Source organism: Agrobacterium sp. (assembly GCF_059499945.1).
Genome location: NZ_JCABZP010000016.1, coordinates 37017 through 58535, shown reverse-complemented (window position 1 = coordinate 58535; position 21519 = coordinate 37017). Strand labels below are relative to the sequence as shown.

Annotated in this window: 23 protein-coding genes; 18 read left to right on the top strand and 5 right to left on the bottom strand. The window is 57.9% G+C overall.

Going from position 1 to position 21519, the window contains the following annotated elements:
* Positions 1 to 92 precede the first annotated feature (92 nt).
* A complete protein-coding gene (gene hemJ / locus AC5I5B_RS19650; RefSeq protein ID WP_020809711.1) occupies positions 93 to 638 on the bottom strand; it encodes a protoporphyrinogen oxidase HemJ in 546 nt (181 codons plus the stop codon).
* The gene (gene hemE, locus AC5I5B_RS19645) at positions 635 to 1669 is read right to left on the bottom strand and encodes a uroporphyrinogen decarboxylase (protein ID WP_031233715.1); all 1035 of its coding nucleotides are present in this window, start codon (positions 1667 to 1669) and stop codon (positions 635 to 637) included. Before hemE ends, hemJ begins: the two co-directional genes overlap by 4 nt.
* Before the next feature lie 409 nt (positions 1670 to 2078).
* Between hemE and AC5I5B_RS19640 the strand changes: the two genes are divergently transcribed.
* Genes AC5I5B_RS19640 through dnaQ form a run of 5 tightly spaced genes read left to right on the top strand, consistent with a single transcriptional unit; the run spans position 2079 to position 5683 of the window.
* Positions 2079 to 2900, top strand: a complete 822-nt coding sequence (locus tag AC5I5B_RS19640) for a pyruvate, water dikinase regulatory protein (protein ID WP_111784284.1) — start codon at positions 2079 to 2081, stop codon at positions 2898 to 2900.
* Between the two features lie 31 nt (positions 2901 to 2931).
* Entirely contained in the window at positions 2932 to 3531 is a 600-nt protein-coding gene (locus tag AC5I5B_RS19635) for a Maf-like protein (protein ID WP_003505332.1), read from the top strand.
* On the top strand, positions 3524 to 4384 hold the full coding sequence (locus AC5I5B_RS19630) for a shikimate dehydrogenase (protein ID WP_495752783.1): 861 nt from the start codon (positions 3524 to 3526) through the stop codon (positions 4382 to 4384). The genes AC5I5B_RS19635 and AC5I5B_RS19630 overlap by 8 nt, the downstream gene beginning before the upstream one ends.
* Complete coding sequence (gene coaE / locus AC5I5B_RS19625) at positions 4384 to 4992, top strand: dephospho-CoA kinase (protein WP_060725295.1); 609 nt, start codon at positions 4384 to 4386, stop codon at positions 4990 to 4992. The genes AC5I5B_RS19630 and coaE overlap by 1 nt, the downstream gene beginning before the upstream one ends.
* Entirely contained in the window at positions 4985 to 5683 is a 699-nt protein-coding gene (dnaQ, locus tag AC5I5B_RS19620; protein WP_099085783.1) for a DNA polymerase III subunit epsilon, read from the top strand. Before coaE ends, dnaQ begins: the two co-directional genes overlap by 8 nt.
* A 98-nt stretch (positions 5684 to 5781) precedes the next feature.
* Here the strand turns inward: dnaQ and secB are convergent, their stop codons facing one another.
* Together secB and AC5I5B_RS19610 are read right to left on the bottom strand one after the other, a co-directional pair.
* Positions 5782 to 6264 (bottom strand): protein-export chaperone SecB, encoded by a 483-nt coding sequence (gene secB, locus AC5I5B_RS19615; RefSeq protein WP_004444254.1) that lies wholly within the window; start codon positions 6262 to 6264, stop codon positions 5782 to 5784.
* A 102-nt stretch (positions 6265 to 6366) separates the two neighbouring features.
* Positions 6367 to 6915 carry an FxsA family protein gene (locus tag AC5I5B_RS19610; RefSeq protein ID WP_003505340.1) on the bottom strand — a complete coding sequence of 183 codons (549 nt, stop codon included), beginning with the start codon at positions 6913 to 6915 and terminating at the stop codon, positions 6367 to 6369.
* Between the two features lie 140 nt (positions 6916 to 7055).
* Here AC5I5B_RS19610 and AC5I5B_RS19605 point away from each other — a divergent pair, with 140 nt between their 5' ends.
* The 5 genes from AC5I5B_RS19605 to gyrB all read left to right on the top strand — a co-directional run bounded on the left by AC5I5B_RS19605 (position 7056) and on the right by gyrB (position 12383).
* The gene (locus tag AC5I5B_RS19605; protein ID WP_003505341.1) at positions 7056 to 7754 is read left to right on the top strand and encodes a Tim44/TimA family putative adaptor protein; all 699 of its coding nucleotides are present in this window, start codon (positions 7056 to 7058) and stop codon (positions 7752 to 7754) included.
* Positions 7751 to 8860 carry a murein transglycosylase A gene (gene mltA, locus AC5I5B_RS19600; RefSeq protein WP_111792795.1) on the top strand — a complete coding sequence of 370 codons (1110 nt, stop codon included), beginning with the start codon at positions 7751 to 7753 and terminating at the stop codon, positions 8858 to 8860. The genes AC5I5B_RS19605 and mltA overlap by 4 nt, the downstream gene beginning before the upstream one ends.
* Complete coding sequence (locus AC5I5B_RS19595; RefSeq protein ID WP_003505344.1) at positions 8860 to 9429, top strand: Smr/MutS family protein; 570 nt, start codon at positions 8860 to 8862, stop codon at positions 9427 to 9429. Before mltA ends, AC5I5B_RS19595 begins: the two co-directional genes overlap by 1 nt.
* Positions 9426 to 9791, top strand: coding sequence for a helix-turn-helix domain-containing protein (locus tag AC5I5B_RS19590; RefSeq protein WP_060725292.1), 366 nt, complete (start codon positions 9426 to 9428; stop codon positions 9789 to 9791). The genes AC5I5B_RS19595 and AC5I5B_RS19590 overlap by 4 nt, the downstream gene beginning before the upstream one ends.
* Before the next feature lie 156 nt (positions 9792 to 9947).
* Positions 9948 to 12383: a DNA topoisomerase (ATP-hydrolyzing) subunit B gene (gene gyrB / locus AC5I5B_RS19585; protein ID WP_003505346.1), complete on the top strand. Its 2436-nt coding sequence runs from the start codon at positions 9948 to 9950 to the stop codon at positions 12381 to 12383.
* Positions 12384 to 12488: 105 nt separating this feature from the next.
* Here gyrB and AC5I5B_RS19580 read toward each other — a convergent pair whose 3' ends face one another.
* Entirely contained in the window at positions 12489 to 13091 is a 603-nt protein-coding gene (locus AC5I5B_RS19580; protein ID WP_060725291.1) for a nitroreductase family protein, read from the bottom strand.
* Positions 13092 to 13219: 128 nt separating this feature from the next.
* Here AC5I5B_RS19580 and AC5I5B_RS19575 point away from each other — a divergent pair, with 128 nt between their 5' ends.
* From AC5I5B_RS19575 to AC5I5B_RS19540, 8 genes are all read left to right on the top strand, one after another.
* Positions 13220 to 14062: a fumarylacetoacetate hydrolase family protein gene (locus AC5I5B_RS19575; protein ID WP_060725290.1), complete on the top strand. Its 843-nt coding sequence runs from the start codon at positions 13220 to 13222 to the stop codon at positions 14060 to 14062.
* A gap of 124 nt (positions 14063 to 14186) precedes the next feature.
* Complete coding sequence (locus AC5I5B_RS19570; protein ID WP_336510234.1) at positions 14187 to 15419, top strand: polyhydroxyalkanoate depolymerase; 1233 nt, start codon at positions 14187 to 14189, stop codon at positions 15417 to 15419.
* 68 nt (positions 15420 to 15487) lie between these two features.
* Positions 15488 to 16255, top strand: a complete 768-nt coding sequence (locus tag AC5I5B_RS19565) for a M48 family metallopeptidase (protein ID WP_111834596.1) — start codon at positions 15488 to 15490, stop codon at positions 16253 to 16255.
* A 102-nt stretch (positions 16256 to 16357) separates the two neighbouring features.
* Positions 16358 to 17020: a phosphoribosylanthranilate isomerase gene (locus AC5I5B_RS19560; RefSeq protein ID WP_003505352.1), complete on the top strand. Its 663-nt coding sequence runs from the start codon at positions 16358 to 16360 to the stop codon at positions 17018 to 17020.
* A 1-nt stretch (position 17021) separates the two neighbouring features.
* Positions 17022 to 18242: a tryptophan synthase subunit beta gene (trpB, locus tag AC5I5B_RS19555; RefSeq protein ID WP_003521170.1), complete on the top strand. Its 1221-nt coding sequence runs from the start codon at positions 17022 to 17024 to the stop codon at positions 18240 to 18242.
* Between the two features lie 4 nt (positions 18243 to 18246).
* Positions 18247 to 19086, top strand: a complete 840-nt coding sequence (gene trpA / locus AC5I5B_RS19550) for a tryptophan synthase subunit alpha (RefSeq protein WP_003505355.1) — start codon at positions 18247 to 18249, stop codon at positions 19084 to 19086.
* A gap of 27 nt (positions 19087 to 19113) precedes the next feature.
* Positions 19114 to 20010, top strand: coding sequence for an acetyl-CoA carboxylase, carboxyltransferase subunit beta (accD, locus tag AC5I5B_RS19545; protein ID WP_003505356.1), 897 nt, complete (start codon positions 19114 to 19116; stop codon positions 20008 to 20010).
* Between the two features lie 86 nt (positions 20011 to 20096).
* Positions 20097 to 21476 carry a bifunctional folylpolyglutamate synthase/dihydrofolate synthase gene (locus AC5I5B_RS19540; RefSeq protein WP_423753516.1) on the top strand — a complete coding sequence of 460 codons (1380 nt, stop codon included), beginning with the start codon at positions 20097 to 20099 and terminating at the stop codon, positions 21474 to 21476.
* Positions 21477 to 21519 lie beyond the last annotated feature (43 nt).

Below are 21519 nucleotides of genomic sequence, written 5' to 3'. Positions count from 1 at the left end.
TGCCACGAAGATGAGTGGTCCGAAAATAGCGATTGAACACGGCCGCTGCAAGAGGAAAGCACGAATTCCGCGAAATTTATCGTTGCACCGTCTTAACCGAAGGGTTTCACAACCACAAGTATGACAATCAGGATCATCAGCAGGGTCGGAACTTCATTCATCAACCGCCAGTGACGAGCAGGTCTTGTATTTTCATCCCGCGCAAAACGCTTCGCACTGCGGGTGAAATAAACATGTGTCGCTGTCAAAAGCACCACCAGCCCGATTTTTGCATGCAGCCAGCCGCCGGAAAAACCATAAACCGACCATGCGAGATAAAGCCCCAATATCCAGGAAATCATCATCGCCGGGTTCATGATGACCTTGATCAGCCGCTGCTCCATGACCTTGAAGGTTTCGGATTGCTGCGAACCGACGGGTGCATCGGTGTGGTAGATGAAAAGCCGCGGCAGGTAAAAAATCGCCGCCATCCAGGAAATCACGGCGATGATATGCAGCGCCTTGACCCACAGATAGAGATCGGCCGGATCAGCATAAAATAACAGGGCGACGAAAGCGGCAAAGACACCAAGTGCAATGCCGGCGCGCAGAGCCGCGCGATTGCCGGAACGGGCGGAGGTTTGTTTTTCATCACTCATGCCCCGGCTCCACCGCCGCGCACGCGCTGCACCAGCCGGGTGACGTTTTCCGGGTCAGCCTGCGGGGTAATGCCATGGCCTAGATTGAAGATCAGCGGACCCTGTCCCAGCGCCTGCAAAACAGCGTCGATGCCATCCTGCAAGGCCTTGCCGCCCGCTACCATCAGCATGGGATCCAGATTGCCCTGCACCGGGCCTTCCTTCTGCAAGTCCCTGGCAAAACCGAGCGGCACCGACCAGTCGAGCCCGATGGCGTCAGCGCCCGTCTTGCGACGATAATCTTTGAGAAGATAACCGGCCCCTTTGGCGAAAGCGATGATCTTTGCCGAGGGCCGACGGGCGCGCACCGATGCGATAATGCGGGCAACCGGCTTTATCGCATAATCCTCGAATTCCTTCTCACCGAGCACACCGGCCCAGGAATCGAATATCTGCACCGCATCGGCGCCGGCATCGATCTGCGCCACCAGATAATCAGCGGAAACATCGGCAAGAAAAGCCAGCAGCTTTTCCATGGCGGCCGGCTCCTGATAACCGAACAGCCGCGCCGGAGCCTGATCCGGTGTTCCGTGTCCCGCGATCATGTAGGTCGCAACCGTCCAAGGCGCGCCGCAAAAGCCAAGAAGCGTCGTTTCATCCGGTAAGGTCTTACGCAAACGGGAAACGGTTTCGAAAACGGGCGAAAGATGCGCCATGACATTTGCGGCATCCAGCTTCTCGATACCACTGACATCGATCGGGTCCATGGCAGGACCCTTGCCTTCGCTGAAGGAGACGTTGCGGTGAAGCGCGTCGGGTATCACCAGAATATCGGAAAAGAGAATTGCGGCATCCAGCCCGAACCGGCGAATGGGCTGGAGAGTGACCTCCGTTGCCAGCTCGGGGTTATAACAGAGATCGAGGAAACTTCCGGCACTCTTCCGCGTTTCCCGATACTCGGGAAGATAGCGCCCAGCCTGTCGCATCAGCCAAATGGGCGGCGGCGCGACCGTCTGCCCGTTCAACACCGTCATAACCTTGCGTTCGCTCATGGCACCTAGCTTCTAAAAAATAAAATCAAAGAGATTTAAAAGATTTTCTATTTCTTAGAGTCTGTGAGTAGCAAGGATTAAAATCATTCCAGTCGAAATGCCGCAGTTGCAAGGCCCATCAGGTACCTGAGGATATTGTCGATGTGCTTACTCGTAGATAATTCGGAAAACGACAATTTACTAAATTATTTCATTTAGTTACCGCCGAACCAGAAAACCGCATATCTGTGGATAATCTGGGGAGAATTTTTGAACAACTCCACATTCTTCAAATAATTCACAGGCGCGCCGGCGATGATTGAAGCCACTTGCGGATTGTGGAAAAACACCACTTTATTCACGGCGCGGTTCGACCCGCAGGGCAATTCGGGGATTTGTCCCGGTTTATCAACAGCGGGAGAAAAACAGCGTGGAGAACAAAAAAAGCTTCTTCCATCTGCACCTGATTTCGGACTCAACCGGCGAGACTCTGATGTCGGCCGGTCGTGCCGTCTCGGCCCAGTTCCACGCCTCAATGCCGGTGGAACATGTCTATCCGATGATCCGAAACCAGAAACAGCTCGCGCAGGTGGTCGACCTCATCGACAAGGAGCCGGGTATCGTCCTCTATACCATCGTCGATCAGCAGCTGGCCGAGTTCCTGGATCTGCGGTGCCATGCGATCGGGGTGCCCTGCGTCAATGTCCTCGAACCGATCATTGGTATTTTCCAGACTTATCTCGGTGCGCCGTCCCGACGGCGGGTGGGCGCGCAGCACGCGTTGAATGCGGATTATTTTGCCCGGATCGAGGCGCTCAATTTCGCCATGGATCATGATGATGGGCAAATGCCGGAAACCTATGACGAGGCTGATATTGTTATCATCGGCATCAGCCGCACATCAAAAACACCAACCAGCATCTATCTCGCCAACAGGGGAATAAAGACTGCCAATATTCCGGTTGTTCCCAATGTGCCTTTGCCCGAAAGCCTCTATGCCGCCACCCGGCCGCTGATTGTGGGTCTGGTCGCGACATCGGATCGCATATCGCAGGTGCGTGAAAACCGGGAGCTGGGCACGACGGGCGGATTTGACAGCGGGCGTTACACGGATCGCGCCACCATCATGGAAGAGCTGAAATATGCGCGCTCGCTCTGCGCCCGCAATAATTGGCCACTGATTGATGTCACACGCCGCTCCATCGAGGAAACGGCCGCAGCCATCCTTGCCCTCCGCTCGAGGACGCGATAATCCGGATCGCACCATTCGGAGCAGACAGTCGATGAAACAAGAGTTGATCCTCGCCTCGTCCAGCGCATCCCGCCAGATGCTGATGCGCAATGCGGGGCTGACATTTTCGGCAATCCCGGCGGATATTGATGAGCGTGCGCTCGATGAGCAGCTGGAACGAGACGGCGCCAGCCCGGAAGAGGTCGCACTGGAACTTGCCAGGGCCAAGGCTCTTGCGGTCGGCGCGCTCCATCCGGAAGCACTGGTTCTTGGCTGCGACCAGACCATGGCGCTTGGTGCCCGTGTCTATCACAAGCCAAAAACGATAGTGGAGGCCGAAGCGCATCTGCTCTCATTGTCCGGCAAGGTCCATCGTCTGAACAGCGCTGCCGTTCTCGTCCGGCATGGAGAGGTGGTGTGGCAGACCGTTTCCAGCGCCGAGCTAGGCGTTCGAACATTAAGTGCAGAATTTGTCTCCCGTCACCTGAAACGGGTGGGCGAAAAGGCCTTGAGCAGTGTCGGCGCTTACCAGCTTGAGGGAGAGGGAATCCAGCTATTCACCTCAATCGAGGGCGATTATTTCACCATTCTAGGTCTGCCGCTTCTGCCGCTTTTATCGAAACTGCGCGACATGGATGTCATCGATGGCTGATTCACGTGAAACATTAACCATAAATGCCTTCGTTGTCGGTTACCCGATCAAGCATTCGCGGTCGCCTATTATCCATTCTTACTGGTTGAAGAAATTCGGGATTGCCGGTTCGTATAAGGCCGTTGAAGTCTCTCCTGATGATTTCACGAATTTCATTGCAGTGCTGAAGGAAGGCAAGCCGGGCACACCCGTCGGCGGCAATGTCACTATTCCCCATAAGGAAGCGGCCTATCGGCTGGCAGATAAACCCGATGCTCTGGCGGAAGAACTCGGTGCCGCCAACACTGTCTGGATGGAGGAGGGCAGTCTTCGCGCCACCAATACGGATAGTTACGGTTTCGTCGCCAATCTCGATGAACGTCATCCGGGCTGGGACAAGGCCGAGCGGGCCGTGGTTTTGGGTGCCGGCGGCGCAAGCCGGGCAGTCATTCAGTCCCTGCGTGATCGCGGTATTGCCGAAATCCACGTCCTCAATCGTACCGTCGAACGTGCGCGTGAACTGGCCGACCGTTTTGGACCGCGGGTCTTTTCCCATCCCCAGGCAGCGCTTCATGAGGTTATGCAGGGCGCTGGGCTTTTCGTGAACACGACATCGCTCGGCATGGATGGAACGGAAGCGCCGCATCTTGATTTTTCGCCGCTGGCCGCCCAGGCCGTCGTGACCGATATCGTCTATGTGCCTTTGAAGACCCCGATCCTGAAGATGGCGGAAGAGCAAGGCATTGCGACGGTCGACGGATTGGGCATGCTGCTTCATCAGGCAAAACCCGGTTTCATGCGATGGTTCGGCAAAATGCCTGAGGTGGATGAAACCCTGCGTTCTCTCATCATCGAGGACATGGAGAAACATTGATGATCGTCATCGGTCTCACCGGCTCGATTGGAATGGGAAAAACGACGACCGCCAAGCTGTTTGCGGGGGAAGGGGTTCCGGTTCTCGATTCGGATGAGGTCGTGCATGGGCTATACCGGAGCGAAGCCGTTCCGCTGATTGAGGCAGCATTTCCGGGTACCACCGTTTCCGGTGTGGTGGACAGGCAGAAACTCGGCGATGTCTTGCGGGAGAATCCGGCTAATTTTGGCAGACTGGAGGAGATCGTGCATCCGCTGGTACGCAAGAGGCAGGAAGCCTTTCTGGCGGCGGCAAGGAAAGACGATCGGCAATTCGCCCTCCTCGATATCCCCCTGCTGTTCGAAACCGGGGCGGAAAGTCGCGTCGATAAAGTCGTGGTGGTAAGTTGTGCGCCGGAGATTCAGCGAGAGCGGGTTTTGTCCCGACCCGGCATGACGGAAGAGAAATTCGAAATGATCCTCGCCCGACAGACGCCCGATGCGGAAAAGCGCCGGCGTGCCGATTTTATCGTCGATTCCGGAAGTGGTGTCGAAGCAGCACGGGATCAGGTAAGAGAGATATTGCAGAAACTGGCCGCTGAGTCGCGCCGCGGAGAGATGAATGCGTGAGATCATTTTCGATACGGAAACCACAGGCCTTGAATCGAAGCTGGACCGCGTGATTGAAATCGGCGGTATCGAGCTGATCAACCACTTTCCCACCGGCCGCACGCTGCATCTCTATATCAGCCCTGAAGATCGCAAGGTTCATCCCGACGCGCTTGCCGTTCACGGCATTACCGACGAGTTTCTGAAAGACAAACCGAAATTCGCCGAGGTCGTCGACCAGATTCGTGACTTCTTCGATGGTGCGCGCTGGGTGGCGCATAATGCCACATTCGACATGGGCTTCATCAATGCCGAATTCGCTCGCCTCGGCATCGAACCGGTGTCCGCCGATCTGGTGACGGACACGCTTTCGCTTGCCCGCCGCAAGCACCCCATGGGGCCGAATTCGCTGGATGCGCTTTGCCGGCGTTACGGCATCGATAATTCCCACCGTACCAAGCACGGCGCACTTCTCGACTCCGAACTGCTGGCCGAAGTCTATATTGAAATGATCGGCGGGCGGCAGACGGCGCTCGGCTTCGGTTCCGCCGCCAAGCAGGAAACCATTGTCATCGAGGATGATGTGCCGCTTGCGCCGCTGCAACGGCCGAGCCCTTTGCCCTCAAGACTGGATGCGGAGACGGTGGCGACCCATGGCAAGCTCGTTCTTGGCATGGGCGACAAGGCAATTTGGAACCGCTACCAGAATTGACGCCTGCTGAGGCGTTGAAATGGAACTCTGGCCAAAGAAAAACCCGGGCGAAGAACCCGGGTTTTGTTTTATCTGCAATGTAGGGCCTTGGGCGCCGCTTAGTTCGGTACAGCCTGAACCTGGGCCTTGGCCTGTTCTTCGGCAACGCGCTGCGCAAACATCTGCGCGAAATCGATCGGGTCGATCATCAGCGGCGGGAAGCCGCCATTGCGGGTGACGTCGGCGATGATCTGGCGGGCGAAGGGGAAGAGCAGGCGCGGGCACTCGATGAACAGCACCGGCAGCATATGCTCCTGCGGGAAACCGGCAATGCGGAACACGCCGCCATAAACTAGCTCGGCCGCAAACAGGACCTTGTCGCCATCCTTGGCTTCCGCATTCAGCGTCAGGACAACGTCGAAATCCGAGCCGGAGATCGGGTTTGCATTGACGTTGACATTGATGTTGATCGAAGGCGCATTCTCACGGGCCTGAAGCGAACGAGGAGCACCCGGATTTTCGAAGGAAAGATCCTTGATGTACTGGGCAAGAATGTTGAGGGAAGGACTTACTGCGCCCTGTGCACCATTTTCAGCGGTCATTACGTTTCCTCACGGCGTGAATTCGTGGAAGGCGGTCTATCATTTCGACCCGGGGCTTACAACCCTTCGTGATCGGGTCATCGCGATCCATTCCGCCCGAGATCAGGGTTTGGGCAGGTCGCGATCATCAGGTTTGCGCGACCATGGGGAACCCTTTGGCTCCTCGCGGTGAAACTCCTCCTCGTCGAGATCCACCACCTTCGAATTGCCGGCATGTCCCGGACCGTTGCGAAAGCCGGAAAAATCACCGGGCTGAGGACCGGATTGCTGGCCGGATTGCCGAAACGAACCCGCAACGACGACCCGCGGTCCGAAGGCTTTCCAGAAAAACCGCCGTACGATCGGAGACAGAAGCAGAAGGCCGAGAATGTCGGTAATGAAGCCGGGAATGATAAGCAGGATCCCGGCAACGACGCGCATAGCGCCATTCACCAGTTCATCCGCCGGCTGCGCGCCGGTGCGGCCCGCATCCTGAAGGTTTCTCACCATGCCGATGCCGCCGAGACGTAGGATCAGGAGCCCCAGAAACGACGTGAACAGGACAAGCGCCAATGTCAGCCACAAGCCGATCGCTTTGCCGACGATAATGAAGCCGGCAATTTCGAGAATGGGCATCATCAGGATGACGATGGGGAGAAAGGAAAAACGCATCTTCTAGCCTTGCGTGTGCATCTCTGGCAGATTGCCGGTTCCCGGGACACCGATGATTGAATCTGCACATTTGAATGATGATAAGATGCAGACTATATGATGGTGAGGTTTTCGAATTTAAATGGCGGTTTTGGTAAAACATGGGCTTTAGCGACTTTATCACATTGTTTTTTCTCGTTGCAGCGGTGCTGATCTTCTTTCAGCTGCGCAGCGTCCTTGGCCGCCGTACGGGCAATGAGAAGCCGCCATTCGACCCCTATAGCCCGCGAGATGTGGCAAAGGGCCCCGTTGCAGATGATAACAAGGTCGTGACCTTGCCGAAACGCAGCGAAGCAGAGGATGAGAACCGCTTTGCTGAGGCGGATGCGCTAGCGCCCGTCGATAGTCCACTCAATGCATCGCTGCGTGAGGTGATGACCAGGGACCCGTCCTTCGGTCCCAAGGAATTCCTGAACGGCGCTCGCATGGCTTATGAAATGATCGTCATGGGTTTTGCCGATGGGGATCGCAAGACGCTCAAGAACCTTCTGTCGAAGGAGGTTTTCGATGGTTTCGAAGCGGCGATTTCGGAGCGTGAAGGTCGTGGCGAGGTGGTGAAGTCCACCTTCGTGGGCATTGAGAAAGCAGATATTACCCAGGCCGGTGTGCGCGATTCCGAAGTGCAGATCACCTTGAGGATCATCAGCCAGCTGATTTCGGCGACCTATGACAAGGACGGCAAGCTGGTGGATGGCGATCCGGATACGGTTGCGGAGGTGGATGATATCTGGACCTTCTCGCGCGATATCCGCTCGCGTGATCCGAACTGGAAGCTGATCGCTACCGAATCCGAGCAATGACCGCGCCCTTTTCGATCGAGGAAGTTTCTTTCAGCGACCTGCCCGGATGGCGGCAAGACGATCCGGGCAAGCTTTTTCCCGCGATGGCGACAATCCTGTCGCATCTTCGGAACGCAAAACCCTACAGGACCGGCGCGCTCGGGGTCACGGCGGCGGAACTTGTTTCGCTTCTGGAAAGTGCTGAGAAAAACCTAGCAAACAGTCCGGAACAGGCGCGCCGGTTTTTCGAAACCAATTGCGTGCCTTTCAGGATTTCTTCGGCTCCGGGAAAAAGCGGTTTCGTAACCGCTTTTTACGAACCCGAACTGGAAGTGTCATCTGAACCCGACGACATCTGGCGTTATCCGATTTACCGCCGGCCGCCCGAACTGGTGGATATCGACGATACCAATCGGCCCGCTGGCTTCGATCCGTCCTATGCTTTCGGCGGGGCGGACGAGGACGGTATTTCCTATTTTCCCGACCGCCAGGCGATCGATGAAGGGCATCTGAAGGGCAGGGGCCTTGAGATCGCTTGGGCGAGATCGAAGGTGGACCTGTTTTTTGTCCATGTGCAGGGTGCGGCGCGTCTGGTTTTTCCTGATGGCGCGGTAAAGCGCATCACCTATGCGGCCAAGGCCGGGCATCCTTTTTCGCCGATTGGCCGCCTGCTTCTTGATCGCGGGGAACTTGATCCGAAAACCGTATCGATGCAGACGATCCGCAAATGGCTCGCTGACCATCCCGACGAGGTGGATGGGGTGTTATGGCATAACCGCTCCTACATTTTTTTCCGGGAGGCGGATGTCGCAGATCTGGATATGGGGCCGATTGCCGCCGCAAAAGTGCCGCTCGTTGCGGGGCGGGCGCTTGCGGTGGACAGGCTCATCCACACGTTCGGGCTTCCCTTCTTCATCCATTCACCGTCGCTTACCCATCTCGATGGTGGAAAACCTTTCGCGCGGCTGATGCTGGCGCTCGATACGGGTTCAGCCATTGTCGGCCCGGCCCGTGGCGATATCTTCACGGGCTCCGGTTTCGAAGCAGGAGAGCTTGCCGGTACGGTGCGCAATGAGGCCGAGTTTTATATACTGATACCGCGGGTTGCTGCGGAGAGGTATCGGTGATGAAGAGCAGTCGCAAGCTCGGCAAGGAAGAGCGCATTCTGTGGGGAAAGGTCGCAAAAACCACGCGGCCGATCTCCGGCAGACTGGAAGACTTGCTGGCTTTCGAGGACATGGAGGAGCCTTTGGTTGAACCCGAGGTTTCCCAGACCGGCAAGAGCAGCTTCCCCCGCATGCTTGCCGAGCCGGCCGAGCCGCCGTCAGCGGCTCCGGACAAAAAGCCGAAAATTCATCAGCCGATGGAAAAACCGGTCAAGCGCAAGCTCACGCGTGGCCGACTGCCGCTGGAAGGGCGGATCGATCTGCACGGCATGTTCCAGAGCGAAGCCCATGCGGTGCTGCTTGATTTTCTGTTGCGCGCGCATGAACGGGGTCTCAGGCATGTGCTCGTCATAACGGGCAAGGGGCGTTCCATTGGCAGCGATGGCGCGTTGAAAAGGGCGGTGCCCATGTGGTTTTCCAAACCGGAATATCGCCACCTGATTTCATCCTATGAGGATGCATCCGCCAATCACGGCGGCGACGGCGCGCTTTATGTGCGGCTGGCGCGTCGGCGGGGTGAAAAGTCATGACGCCCTTTGCGGAGGCCGTGCGGCAGCTTCGTGAACGCAAGGGCGTGACGCAGAAACAGATGGCCGCCGCCATCGGCGTGTCGCCGGCTTATCTTTCGGCGCTCGAGCATGGCAAGCGTGGAAAGCCGAGCTTCGATCTGCTGCAGCGCATCGCCGGATATTTCAACATCATCTGGGATGAGGCGGAGGAATTGTTCTTTCTGGCCGGCTCGTCCGACCCGAAAGTGGTGATCGACACCATCGGCCTGCCGCCGCAATATACGGCTTTCGCCAACCGTCTCGCACGGGATATTCGCAAGCTGCCGCCGAGTGTGGTAGAGGAACTGTCAGCCTTGCTGCAAAAAAGCCGTTCTTGCGATTGAAACCCCTCTATCCCCTGCTTTATTCAGCATCCTGAAGCATGCGGCCTTTGGGATTGGGTATAGAATTTCTATAGTCGCATGTCGGATTTGAGTGATTCGCTGGCTTCAGGCCTTCTCACTGGAAACCTGGCCAGGAAAACTTTGGAAAGAGTACTTATGACCGAAACATCGTCAAGCGAAGTCGGCGCGAATGCGGAATATGGAGCCGATTCGATCAAGGTTCTCAAGGGCCTTGATGCCGTGCGCAAACGGCCCGGCATGTATATCGGTGACACCGATGACGGTTCCGGCCTGCATCACATGGTCTATGAAGTCGTCGACAACGCCATCGACGAGGCTCTCGCCGGTCATGCCGATCTGGTGACGGTGACGCTGAACGCCGATGGCTCCGTAACGGTGACGGATAACGGACGCGGCATTCCGACCGACATCCATTCTTCCGAAGGCGTTTCCGCCGCCGAAGTCATCATGACCCAGCTGCATGCTGGCGGTAAATTCGACCAGAATTCCTACAAGGTGTCCGGCGGCCTGCATGGCGTGGGCGTGTCGGTGGTCAATGCGCTCTCGGTCTGGCTGAAGCTCAGAATCCGCCGCAATGGCAAGCTGCATGAAATCGGCTTCACCCATGGCGTTGCCGATGCGCCGCTTTCCGTCATCGGCGAATATGAAGGCCGTTCGGGCACGGAAGTCACCTTCCTCGCAAGCCCGCAAACCTTCACCATGACGGACTATGATTATGGAACGCTGGAGCATCGCCTGCGCGAGCTCGCATTCCTGAATTCCGGCGTGCGCATCCTGCTCACCGACAAGCGCCATTCTGATATCAAGCAGGAAGAGCTGCTGTATGATGGCGGCCTCGAAGCCTTCGTCCGTTATCTCGACCGTGCCAAGAAGCCGCTGGTGGACAAGCCTGTCGCCATCAAGGGCGAAAAGGACGGCATTACGGTTGAGGTCGCGCTCTGGTGGAACGACAGCTACCACGAGAACGTGCTCTGCTTTACCAACAACATTCCCCAACGCGACGGCGGCACCCATATGGCCGGTTTCCGCGCGGCGCTGACCCGTCAGGTAACCTCCTATGCCGAAACTTCCGGCATCCTGAAAAAGGAAAAGGTAAGCCTGCAGGGTGAGGACTGCCGCGAAGGTCTGACGGCCATTCTTTCCGTCAAGGTTCCCGACCCCAAGTTTTCCTCGCAGACGAAGGACAAGCTCGTTTCGTCCGAAGTGCGTCCGGTCGTGGAAAGCCTCGTCAACGAAGCGCTCTCCACCTGGCTGGAAGAACATCCGTCCGACGCGAGAATCCTCGTCGGCAAGGTGGTGGAAGCGGCGGTTGCCCGCGAAGCTGCCCGCAAGGCGCGCGAACTGACGCGCCGCAAGGGTGCGCTCGATATCGCCTCTCTGCCCGGCAAGCTTGCCGACTGCTCCGAGCGCGATCCGGCGAAATCCGAACTTTTCCTCGTTGAGGGTGACTCCGCTGGCGGTTCGGCCAAGCAGGGCCGCTCGCGCGAAACGCAGGCGATCCTGCCGCTGCGCGGCAAGATCCTCAATGTCGAACGCGCCCGTTTCGACAAGATGCTGTCCAGCCAGGAAATCGGTACGCTGATCACGGCACTTGGCACGTCCATCGGCAAGGACGAGTTCAACGCCGACAAGCTGCGTTACCACAAGATCATCATCATGACGGATGCTGACGTCGACGGCGCTCACATCCGTACCCTGCTGTTGACCTTCTTCTTCCGCCAGATGCCGGAACTGATCGAGCGCGGCCATCTCTATATCGCCCAGCCGCCGCTTTATAAGGTCACGCGTGGCAAATCCGTGCAGTACCTCAAGGATGAAAAGGCGCTGGAAGAGTACCTGATCTCCATGGGTATCGAGGAAGCATCGCTGACGCTCGGCTCTGGCGAAGTGCGCGTCGGCGCCGATCTTCGTGAAGTCATTCTGGATGCGTTGCGCATGCGCTCGCTGATCGACGGGCTGCATTCCCGTTACAGCCGCTCGATCGTGGAACAGGCTGCCATTGCCGGCGCGCTGAACCCCGAGCTTTCGGCCGATGCCGCCCGCGCCGAAGAAACCGTTGCCGAAGTGGCGCGGCGTCTCGACATGATTGCGGAAGAAACCGAACGCGGCTGGTCCGGCACCGTGCTGCAGGATGGCGGTTTGCGCTTCGAGCGCATGGTGCGCGGCGTCAAGGAAGTCTCGACGCTGGATATGGGCCTGCTCGGTTCGGCCGATGCCCGCCATATCGATCAGCTCGCGGCCCGCACACGCGATATCTACGTCACGCCGCCGGTCCTGCAACGCAAGGATGGCACGATGGAACTGGCCGGTCCGCGCGCGCTGCTGGACGCGATTTTCGCGGCCGGGCGCAAGGGTCTTTCCATGCAGCGCTACAAGGGTCTTGGCGAAATGAATGCCGAGCAGCTGTGGGAAACGACGCTTGACGCCAATGTTCGCTCGCTTCTGCAGGTCAAGGTCAACGACGCCACCGATGCCGACGGCCTGTTTGCCCGCCTGATGGGTGACGAAGTGGAGCCGCGCCGCGACTTTATCCAGGAAAATGCGCTGAGCGTTGCAAACCTCGACATTTAATCTTGTGGAGCGTTTCGCGTAACGATTCACGTGAAACGAAACTTTAACAAAGGGCCCGGCGGAAATTGACCGCCGGGCCTTTTGTTCTGTGCGGACAAGCTGAAATCAGTCGGTCTTGCCCGTGAAGCGTCCTTCAAAAGCCACGTCTGAAAGCGGCAGACGCTTGCTCGGTACTTCCCGTTCCGCCAGATCGTCAGGAAGAACGGACTTGTCGGTCAACGTGCCGATGGCAACCCCGGCCTCCACATTGTAGCCTTCTGGAATATTCAGCCTCTCAACGATCTGGTCTTTCAAGATGCCAGCCATGCCGTGGGCGTGGTAACCGAGCAGATGCGCCTGCATGGCAAGCGAAAACCAGGCCGCACCGGCATCGAAGGAATGGGTCGCGGATGGTTTTTTCTCACCGTCGCGCGAGATGTTATGGTCGCGGGAAATGACGAAGAGCAGCACAGAGGCGTTTTTAGCCCAGCGCTGGTTTCCCTCCACAAGCAGTTCCACGAAAAGCGGCCAGTCTTCGCTGTCCTTGTGCGCATAGACAAAGCGCCATGGCTGATAGTTGGAGGCGGAAGGCGCCCAGTGCGCCGCATCCAGAATGGTCATCAGATGTTGTGGCGGCATGGCGTTGCCGTCGAAGGCGCGCGGAGACCAGCGATCAAGGAAGAGGGGATCAACGGGATATTCGGATTGCCTGTTATTGCTGTTCGTCACGGGCCATGTCCTTTTGATTGACGGGAAGGAAAAGGTATTTTTCGAAACTTGGCGCAGTCAAGGGGTGACAAGTATGAATGCATCGTTCATATATGCATCACCTTGTCTGACAACCGGGAGAGAGTTCCATGAAATTGATGCGTGTTGGCCAGCCCGGCCAGGAAAAACCTGCAATCCTCGATGCGGAAGGAAAAATCCGCGACCTGTCCGCCCATGTGAAAGATATCGGCGGCGACGCCATTTCTCCCGAGGGCCTCAAAAAGATCGCCGCGATCGATCTGAGCACGCTTCCGGTCCTGAACGAAGACCGCATCGGCGCCTGCGTTGCGGGAACCGGAAAATTCATCTGCATCGGCCTCAATTTCTCCGACCATGCCGCCGAAACAGGTGCCACCGTACCGCCGGAACCGGTCATTTTCATGAAGGCGACCTCGGCCATCGTCGGTCCGAATGACAACGTCACTATTCCGCGCGGTTCTGAAAAGACCGACTGGGAAGTCGAGCTCGGCGTTGTTATCGGCAAGACCGCCAAATATGTCTCGGAAGCCGATGCTCTCGACTACGTTGCCGGCTATTGCGTTTCGCACGATGTTTCCGAACGCGCCTTCCAGACGGAGCGTGCCGGCCAGTGGACCAAGGGCAAGTCCTGCGACACCTTTGGCCCCATCGGCCCCTGGCTGGTGACGAAAGAGGAAATTACTGACCCGCAGAACCTCGGCATGTGGCTGAAGGTGAACGGCCAGACCATGCAGAACGGCTCCAGCAAGACCATGGTGTACGGCGTTGCCCACGTTGTCTCCTATCTCAGCCAGTTCATGTCGCTGCATCCCGGCGATGTCATTTCCACCGGCACCCCTCCCGGCGTCGGCATGGGCCTGAAGCCGCCGCGTTACCTGAAGGCTGGTGATGTCGTGGAACTCGGTATCGAGGGTCTCGGTTCCCAGAAGCAGACCTTCGTCGCCGACATCTGATCGCCACAGCGTTCAACGGAAAGTGAGGCGCTGGCGGGAAACCGCCGGCGCCTTCGATTTTGTGCACCTGCGAAAAGCTGCTATGGTTGAAAAAAAGAGCGTGATCGCGAGGGAGGCGTCATCAGTGTTCTACCACCTCTATGAAATGAACCATGCGGCCATGGCGCCGCTGCGCGCCGGTGCCGATATGATGCGCCAGGCCTGCAACAATCCTATGAACCCGCTTTCCAGCACGGCCTTCGGAAGAAGCCTCGATGCCGGCTTCGAGGTTTTCGAACGCCTGACGCGCCGTTATGTCAAACCGGAATTCGGCCTTGCCACGACTATTGTCGATGGAGAGACCGTTACCGTTGCTGAAGAGACCGTCTGGTCGCGTCCGTTCTGCAATCTCGTCCATTTCAAAAAAGAGATCGATCCTGCCCGCCAACCTGAGCCGAAGGTGCTGCTGGTGGCGCCGATGTCCGGCCATTATGCGACCCTGCTGCGCGGCACCGTGGAGGCGCTGCTGCCTTCGGCCGATATTTACATTACCGATTGGGTCGATGCCCGCATGGTGCCGGTGAGTGATGGGACCTTCGATCTCGACGATTACATCAGTTATGTCATCGAGATGCTGCGCGAGATAGGTCCGGGGGCGCATGTGGTCGCCGTCTGTCAACCGTCCGTGCCTGTTCTGGCCGCCGTTTCGCTTATGGAGGCCGATGGCGATAAATTTGCACCGGCATCCATGACGCTGATGGGCGGTCCGATCGATACGCGCATCAATCCCACAGCCGTCAATGGTCTCGCCACGGCGAAGCCAATCGAATGGTTCCGCGATAATGTCGTCATGCAGGTGCCGTGGCCGCAGCCCGCCTTCGGCCGCAATGTCTATCCCGGCTTTCTGCAACTCTCCGGTTTCATGTCGATGAACCTCGACAAGCACATGACAGCGCATAAGGATTTTTACCTCAACCTCGTCAAGAATGACGGCGATTCTGCCGAAAAGCACCGCGAATTTTACGATGAATATCTTGCTGTCATGGATCTGACGGCGGAGTTCTATCTGCAGACGGTGGAAACGGTCTTCATCGACCATGCGCTCCCGAAAGGAAAGATGCAGCATCGGGGCAGGGCGGTCGATCCCGCCGCCATTCGCAATGTTGCATTGTTCACTGTGGAAGGGGAGAATGACGATATTTCGGGCGTCGGCCAGACAAAGGCCGCCCATGATCTCTGCAGTAACCTCCCCGAAAACAAACGCGCCCACTACATGCAGCCGGATGTCGGCCACTATGGCGTCTTCAACGGTTCGCGTTTCCGCAAGGAAATCGTGCCGCGCATGCTGGATTTCATCCGCAAGCATCAGACTGCCTAGGGTAAGATGGCGGGTGGTGCCGCGCATTTGCGTGGCCAAGGGACGGACGAATCGGCTATGAAGGGTTCATGTTTTCGCTCCTCAGAAAATCCCTGAAGTCACCGGCGCCAAAGAAGGTTGCGCCGAGCCAGCGCACCGTCGCGGTGGCGGGCCGGCAGGTGCCGATCACGGTCAGGGAAAATCCGCGGGCCACGCGCATCACCTTGCGCATCGAACCGGGCGGCCGGGCGCTGAAACTGACGATCCCTATGGGCCTGCATCACCGCCAGGTGGATGATTTTCTCGAGAGGCATCAGGGCTGGCTGGAAGGCAAGCTTCTGAAATTCAGCCTCGATGACGGTTTGCGGCCGGGCGCAGCCATCGATATCAGAGGCATATCCCACCGCATTGACCATACCGGCAGCCTGCGAGGGCTGACACATATCGCGAAAGACGCTGATGGCGTCGACGTTCTGAGAGTCAGCGGCGCGCCGGAGCATCTGAGACGACGGATCGCGACATTCCTGAAAAAGGAAGCGAAGGCTGATCTGGAACGGCTCGTTGCCGTTCATGCCAGCGCTGCCGGCCGGCCGGTGCGGTCCATCAGCATGAAGGATACACGCAGCCGCTGGGGCTCCTGTTCCCATGATGGAAACTTGAGCTTTTCCTGGCGTATCGTCATGGCCCCGGAAAAGGTCATCGATTATCTTGCCGCCCACGAGGTCGCGCATCTGAGCGAAATGAACCACGGTCCGAAATTCTGGGCCTTGTGCGAAAAGCTGTGCCCGCACACCAATGAGGCCAAGGACTGGCTGAAACGCCACGGCTCCAAACTTCACGCCATCGATTTCGATTGAAACCTGCGGCACGGATCGCCATCTGGATTCACGTGAAACATTCCATCGGGAATGGGTGCGATTTGGCTCGACTCTTGTCGCATTTCATGTCAGGTCGCGGGTATGAAACCGGATATCAAGATTTGCGGATTGAAGACACCGGAAGCGCTGGAGCGCGCCGTCAGGCGCGGTGCGTCCCATGTCGGTTTTATTTTCTTTGAAAAAAGCCCGCGCAACATCGAGCCCGATATTGCCGGCAGGCTGGCGGAAGCCGCCCGTGGCGCCGCCAAGGTGGTCGCGGTCACCGTCGATGCCGATAATGATTATCTCGATGAAATCGTTGATCTCGTAAAACCGGATATCCTGCAGCTGCATGGCAATGAAAGCCCGGAACGGTTGCTGAACATCAAGGCGCTTTATGGCCTGCCCGTCATGAAGGCGATTTCCATTCGCGACGCCGCTGATCTTGCCAAAATCGACCCTTATATTGGAATAGCCGATCGTTTTCTGCTGGATGCCAAGGCGCCGGCGGGCTCCGACCTGCCGGGTGGTAATGGCGTCTCGTTCGACTGGACCATCCTGCGATCACTTGACGGAAGCATCGATTACATGCTTTCCGGAGGGTTGAACAAGGACAATGTCGCTGAGGCTCTGGCGGAAACCAAGGCAAGCGGACTAGATTTGTCGTCCGGTGTCGAAAGCGCGCCGGGCATCAAGGATCTGTCCATGATCGATGCATTTTTTGATGTGGTGAATGATTGGTCGAAAGGCCCAAAGGGAGCTTGAAGTGAACGACGCGCCAACACCCAATTCTTTTCGTGCTGGTCCCGATGAGGACGGCCGTTTCGGTATTTACGGAGGTCGCTTCGTTGCCGAAACGCTGATGCCGCTCATTCTGGATTTGCAGGCGGAATGGGACAAGGCCAAGACCGATCCCGCGTTTCAGGCGGAACTCAAGCATCTCGGCGCGCACTATACCGGTCGCCCGAGCCCGCTTTATTTCGCGGAACGCCTGACGGCGGAACTTGGTGGCGCGAAGATCTATTTCAAGCGCGAGGAGCTGAACCACACCGGCTCGCACAAGATCAACAATTGCCTCGGCCAGATCCTGCTTGCCAAGCGCATGGGCAAGACCCGCATCATCGCGGAAACCGGCGCCGGCCAGCACGGCGTTGCCTCCGCAACGGTGGCAGCACGTTTCGGTCTTCCCTGTGTCGTTTATATGGGCGCGACCGACGTAGCCCGTCAGGCCCCGAACGTCTTCCGCATGAAGCTTCTGGGCGCCGAGGTGAAGCCGGTGACAGCAGGTCATGGCACGCTCAAGGACGCCATGAACGAGGCTCTGCGTGACTGGGTCACCAATGTCGAGGATACCTATTATCTGATCGGCACCGCGGCTGGCCCGCATCCCTATCCGGAAATGGTTCGCGATTTCCAGGCGGTCATCGGTGAAGAAGCCAAGGCGCAGATGCTGGAGGCGGAAGGCCGTCTGCCGGATCTGGTCGTCGCGGCTGTCGGCGGCGGATCGAATGCCATCGGCATTTTCCATCCTTTCCTCGATGACAAGAATGTCCGCATCGTCGGCGTCGAGGCGGGCGGCAAGGGCCTTTCCGGTGACGAGCATTGCGCTTCGATCACGGCCGGTTCGCCGGGCGTGCTGCATGGCAACCGCACCTATCTGCTTCAGGACGAGGATGGCCAGATCAAGGAAGGTCATTCCATTTCCGCCGGTCTCGATTATCCCGGCATCGGCCCGGAACATTCCTGGCTGAACGATATCGGCCGCGTGGAATATGTGCCGATCATGGACCATGAGGCGCTGGACGCCTTCCAGATGCTGACCCGCCTCGAAGGCATCATTCCGGCTCTCGAGCCGAGCCACGCTTTGGCAGAGGTCATCAAGCGCGCGCCAAAGATGGGCAAGGATGAAATCATCCTGATGAACCTCTCCGGCCGTGGTGACAAGGATGTCCACACCGTCAGCAAGTTCCTTGGAATGGATGTATAAGATCATGACTGCACGTATGGACAAGCGCTTTGCCGATCTGCGCGCTGAAAATCGCCCGGCCCTGATTACCTATTTCATGGGCGGCGACCCGGATTTCCAGACCTCGCTCGGCATCATGAAAGCGCTGCCGGAAGCCGGTGCTGACGTCATCGAACTCGGCATGCCCTTTTCCGACCCGATGGCGGATGGTCCGGCCATTCAGCTGGCCGGCCAGCGCGCGCTGAAGGGCGGACAGACGCTGAAGACCACGCTCGATCTCGCCCGCGAGTTCCGCAGGCAAGACGATGCAACACCCATCGTGCTGATGGGCTATTATAATCCGATCTATATCTATGGCGTCGAAAAGTTTTTGGACGACGCGCTGGCGGCTGGCATCGATGGCCTGATCGTAGTCGATCTTCCGCCGGAAATGGACGATGAACTCTGCATACCGGCGCTTGCGCGCGGCATCAACTTCATCCGTCTCGCTACCCCGACTACGGATGGCAAGCGCCTGCCGACCGTCCTTAAAAATACCTCAGGTTTCGTTTATTACGTTTCGATGAACGGTATCACCGGTTCGGCGCTTCCCGATCCCTCGTTGATCTCGGGCGCTGTCGGTCGTATCAAGGCGCATACGGAACTGCCGGTCTGTGTCGGTTTTGGTGTCAAGACGGCCGATCATGCAAAAGCGATCGGCGCGGTGGCAGATGGCGTTGTGGTCGGTTCGGCCATCGTCAACCAGATTGCTGGCAGCCTGACCAAGGACGGGCAGGCGACCGCCGATACCGTGCCGGCCGTTACGACGCTGGTAAAAGGACTTTCAACGGGCGTGCGTGCGTCGCGCCTTGCCGCTGCGGAATAAGCGCGCGGCCCAGTCAGGAGTAGACAGTTGAACTGGATCACTAATTACGTTCGGCCGCGGATCAATTCCATGCTTGGCCGCCGCCCGGAGGTTCCGGAGAACCTGTGGATCAAGTGCCCGGAAACGGGCGAAATGGTCTTCCACAAGGACCTGGAAGACAACAAGTGGGTCATCCCGGCTTCTGGTTACCATATGAAGATGCCGGCCAAGGCGCGCCTTGCCGATCTTTTTGATGGTGGCGTCTATGAGGCCCTGGTCCAGCCGAAGGTAGCGCAGGACCCTCTGAAGTTCCGCGATTCCAAGAAATACACCGACCGTCTGCGTGACAGCCGCACGAAAACCGAGCAGGAAGACACGATCCTTGCCGGTGTCGGCCACTTGAAAGGCCTGAAGATCGTTGCCGTCGTGCATGAATTCCAGTTCATGGGCGGTTCGCTCGGCATCGCCGCCGGCGAAGCCATCGTCAAGGCCTTTGAGCGTGCGATTTCCGAGCGTTGCCCGCTCGTCATGTTCCCGGCCTCCGGCGGGGCGCGCATGCAGGAAGGCATTCTTTCGCTGATGCAGCTGCCGCGCACCACGGTTGCGGTAAACATGCTGAAAGAGGCAGGCATGCCCTATATCGTGGTTCTGACGAACCCAACGACGGGTGGTGTTACGGCCTCCTATGCCATGCTGGGTGACGTGCATATCGCCGAGCCGGGCGCTGAAATCTGCTTTGCGGGCAAGCGTGTGATCGAGCAGACCATTCGTGAAAAGCTGCCGGAAGGCTTCCAGACCTCGGAATACCTGCTGGAACACGGCATGGTAGATATGGTCGTCGACCGCCGCGAAATCCCGGACACGCTGGCCAATCTGCTCAAGATCATGACCAAAGCGCCTGCTGACAACGCAAACGCCGTCGTACCGCTGGCGGCTTCGGCCTGAGGAAAAAAATATGTCGCCCGGAGGCATAAACTGCCTTCGGGATGATGCTATACGTTGCATGATTTCATTTTTGGTGCGGCGGACAAATGGCAAGCAAAACGCCTGAAAGGCGAACGGAAGACATGACGAAGCCCGCGATCGGTGAGGCCGAAAAGATCATTGAGGAGCTGATGCAGCTCCACCCCAAGGGGTTCGATCTTTCACTCGACAGAATTTCCCGTCTTCTCGAAAAACTCGGCAGTCCCCAGAACAGAATGCCGCCGGTGATCCATGTGGCCGGCACAAATGGCAAGGGTTCGGTCACGGCCTTCTGCCGTGCCCTGCTGGAGGCGGCAGGGCTTTCCGTCCACGTGCATACATCGCCGCATCTTGTGAACTGGCATGAGCGGTACCGTATCGGCGTGGCCGGCGATAAAGGTCGTTATGTTGAAGACGAGATCTTTGCGGACGCGCTGCGCCGCATTGAAACTGCCAATGCCGGTCAGATGATAACGGTTTTCGAAATTCTGACTGCGGCGATGTTCGTGCTTTTTGCGGAACAACCCGCCGATGCCGCCGTCGTAGAGGTTGGCCTAGGCGGTCGATTCGATGCAACCAATGTAATCAACCACCCAGCCGTCTCCGTCATCATGCCGATCTCGCTCGATCATCAGGCCTATCTCGGTGACCGCGTGGAGCTGATAGCCGCCGAAAAGGCCGGCATCATGAAAAAGGGTTCGCCCGTCGTCATCGGTCATCAGGAATATGATGCGGCGCTCGAAACGCTGATTGCCACGGCGGAGCGGCTCGGTTGCCCGGTATCCGTCTACGGGCAGGATTTTTCCGCCCATGAAGAATTCGGCCGCATGGTTTATCAGGACGAGTTCGGCCTGGCCGATGCGCCGTTGCCACGACTTCCCGGCCGTCACCAGCTTGCCAATGCCGCTGCCGCGATCCGCGCCGTCAAGGCCGCCGGTTTCGAGGTGACGGAACGGATGATCGAAAAGGCCATGACCACGGTGGAATGGCCCGGCCGTCTGCAGCGTATCCTGTCCGGCAAAATCGCTGAAATGGCCCCTAAGGATGCGGAAATCTGGGTCGATGGCGGTCATAACCCCGGCGCGGGCGAGGTTATCGCCGAGGCGATGGCTGGCTTTGAGGAAAAGATGGCACGCCCGCTCTTCATCATTGCGGGCATGATCAACACCAAGGATCCGGTGGGTTATTTCAAGGCCTTCGCCGATATCGCCGAATATGTCTTCACGGTGCCGATCGGCGGCACGGATGCGGCGATCGACCCCGTGGTACTTGCCCATGCCGCCTTCGATGCCGGTCTTGTTGCGGCACCCACCTCGTCTCTCACGCATGCCTTGGAAGAGCTGACGCGCCGCTTTGATCCCGAAGGACCAGCGCCGCGCATCCTGATCGGCGGCTCGCTTTACCTTGCGGGCAATGCGCTTGCCCTGAACGGCACGGTTCCCCAATAAAAAAGCCCGGCATCACTGCCGGGCTTTTTTCATTCCATCGATA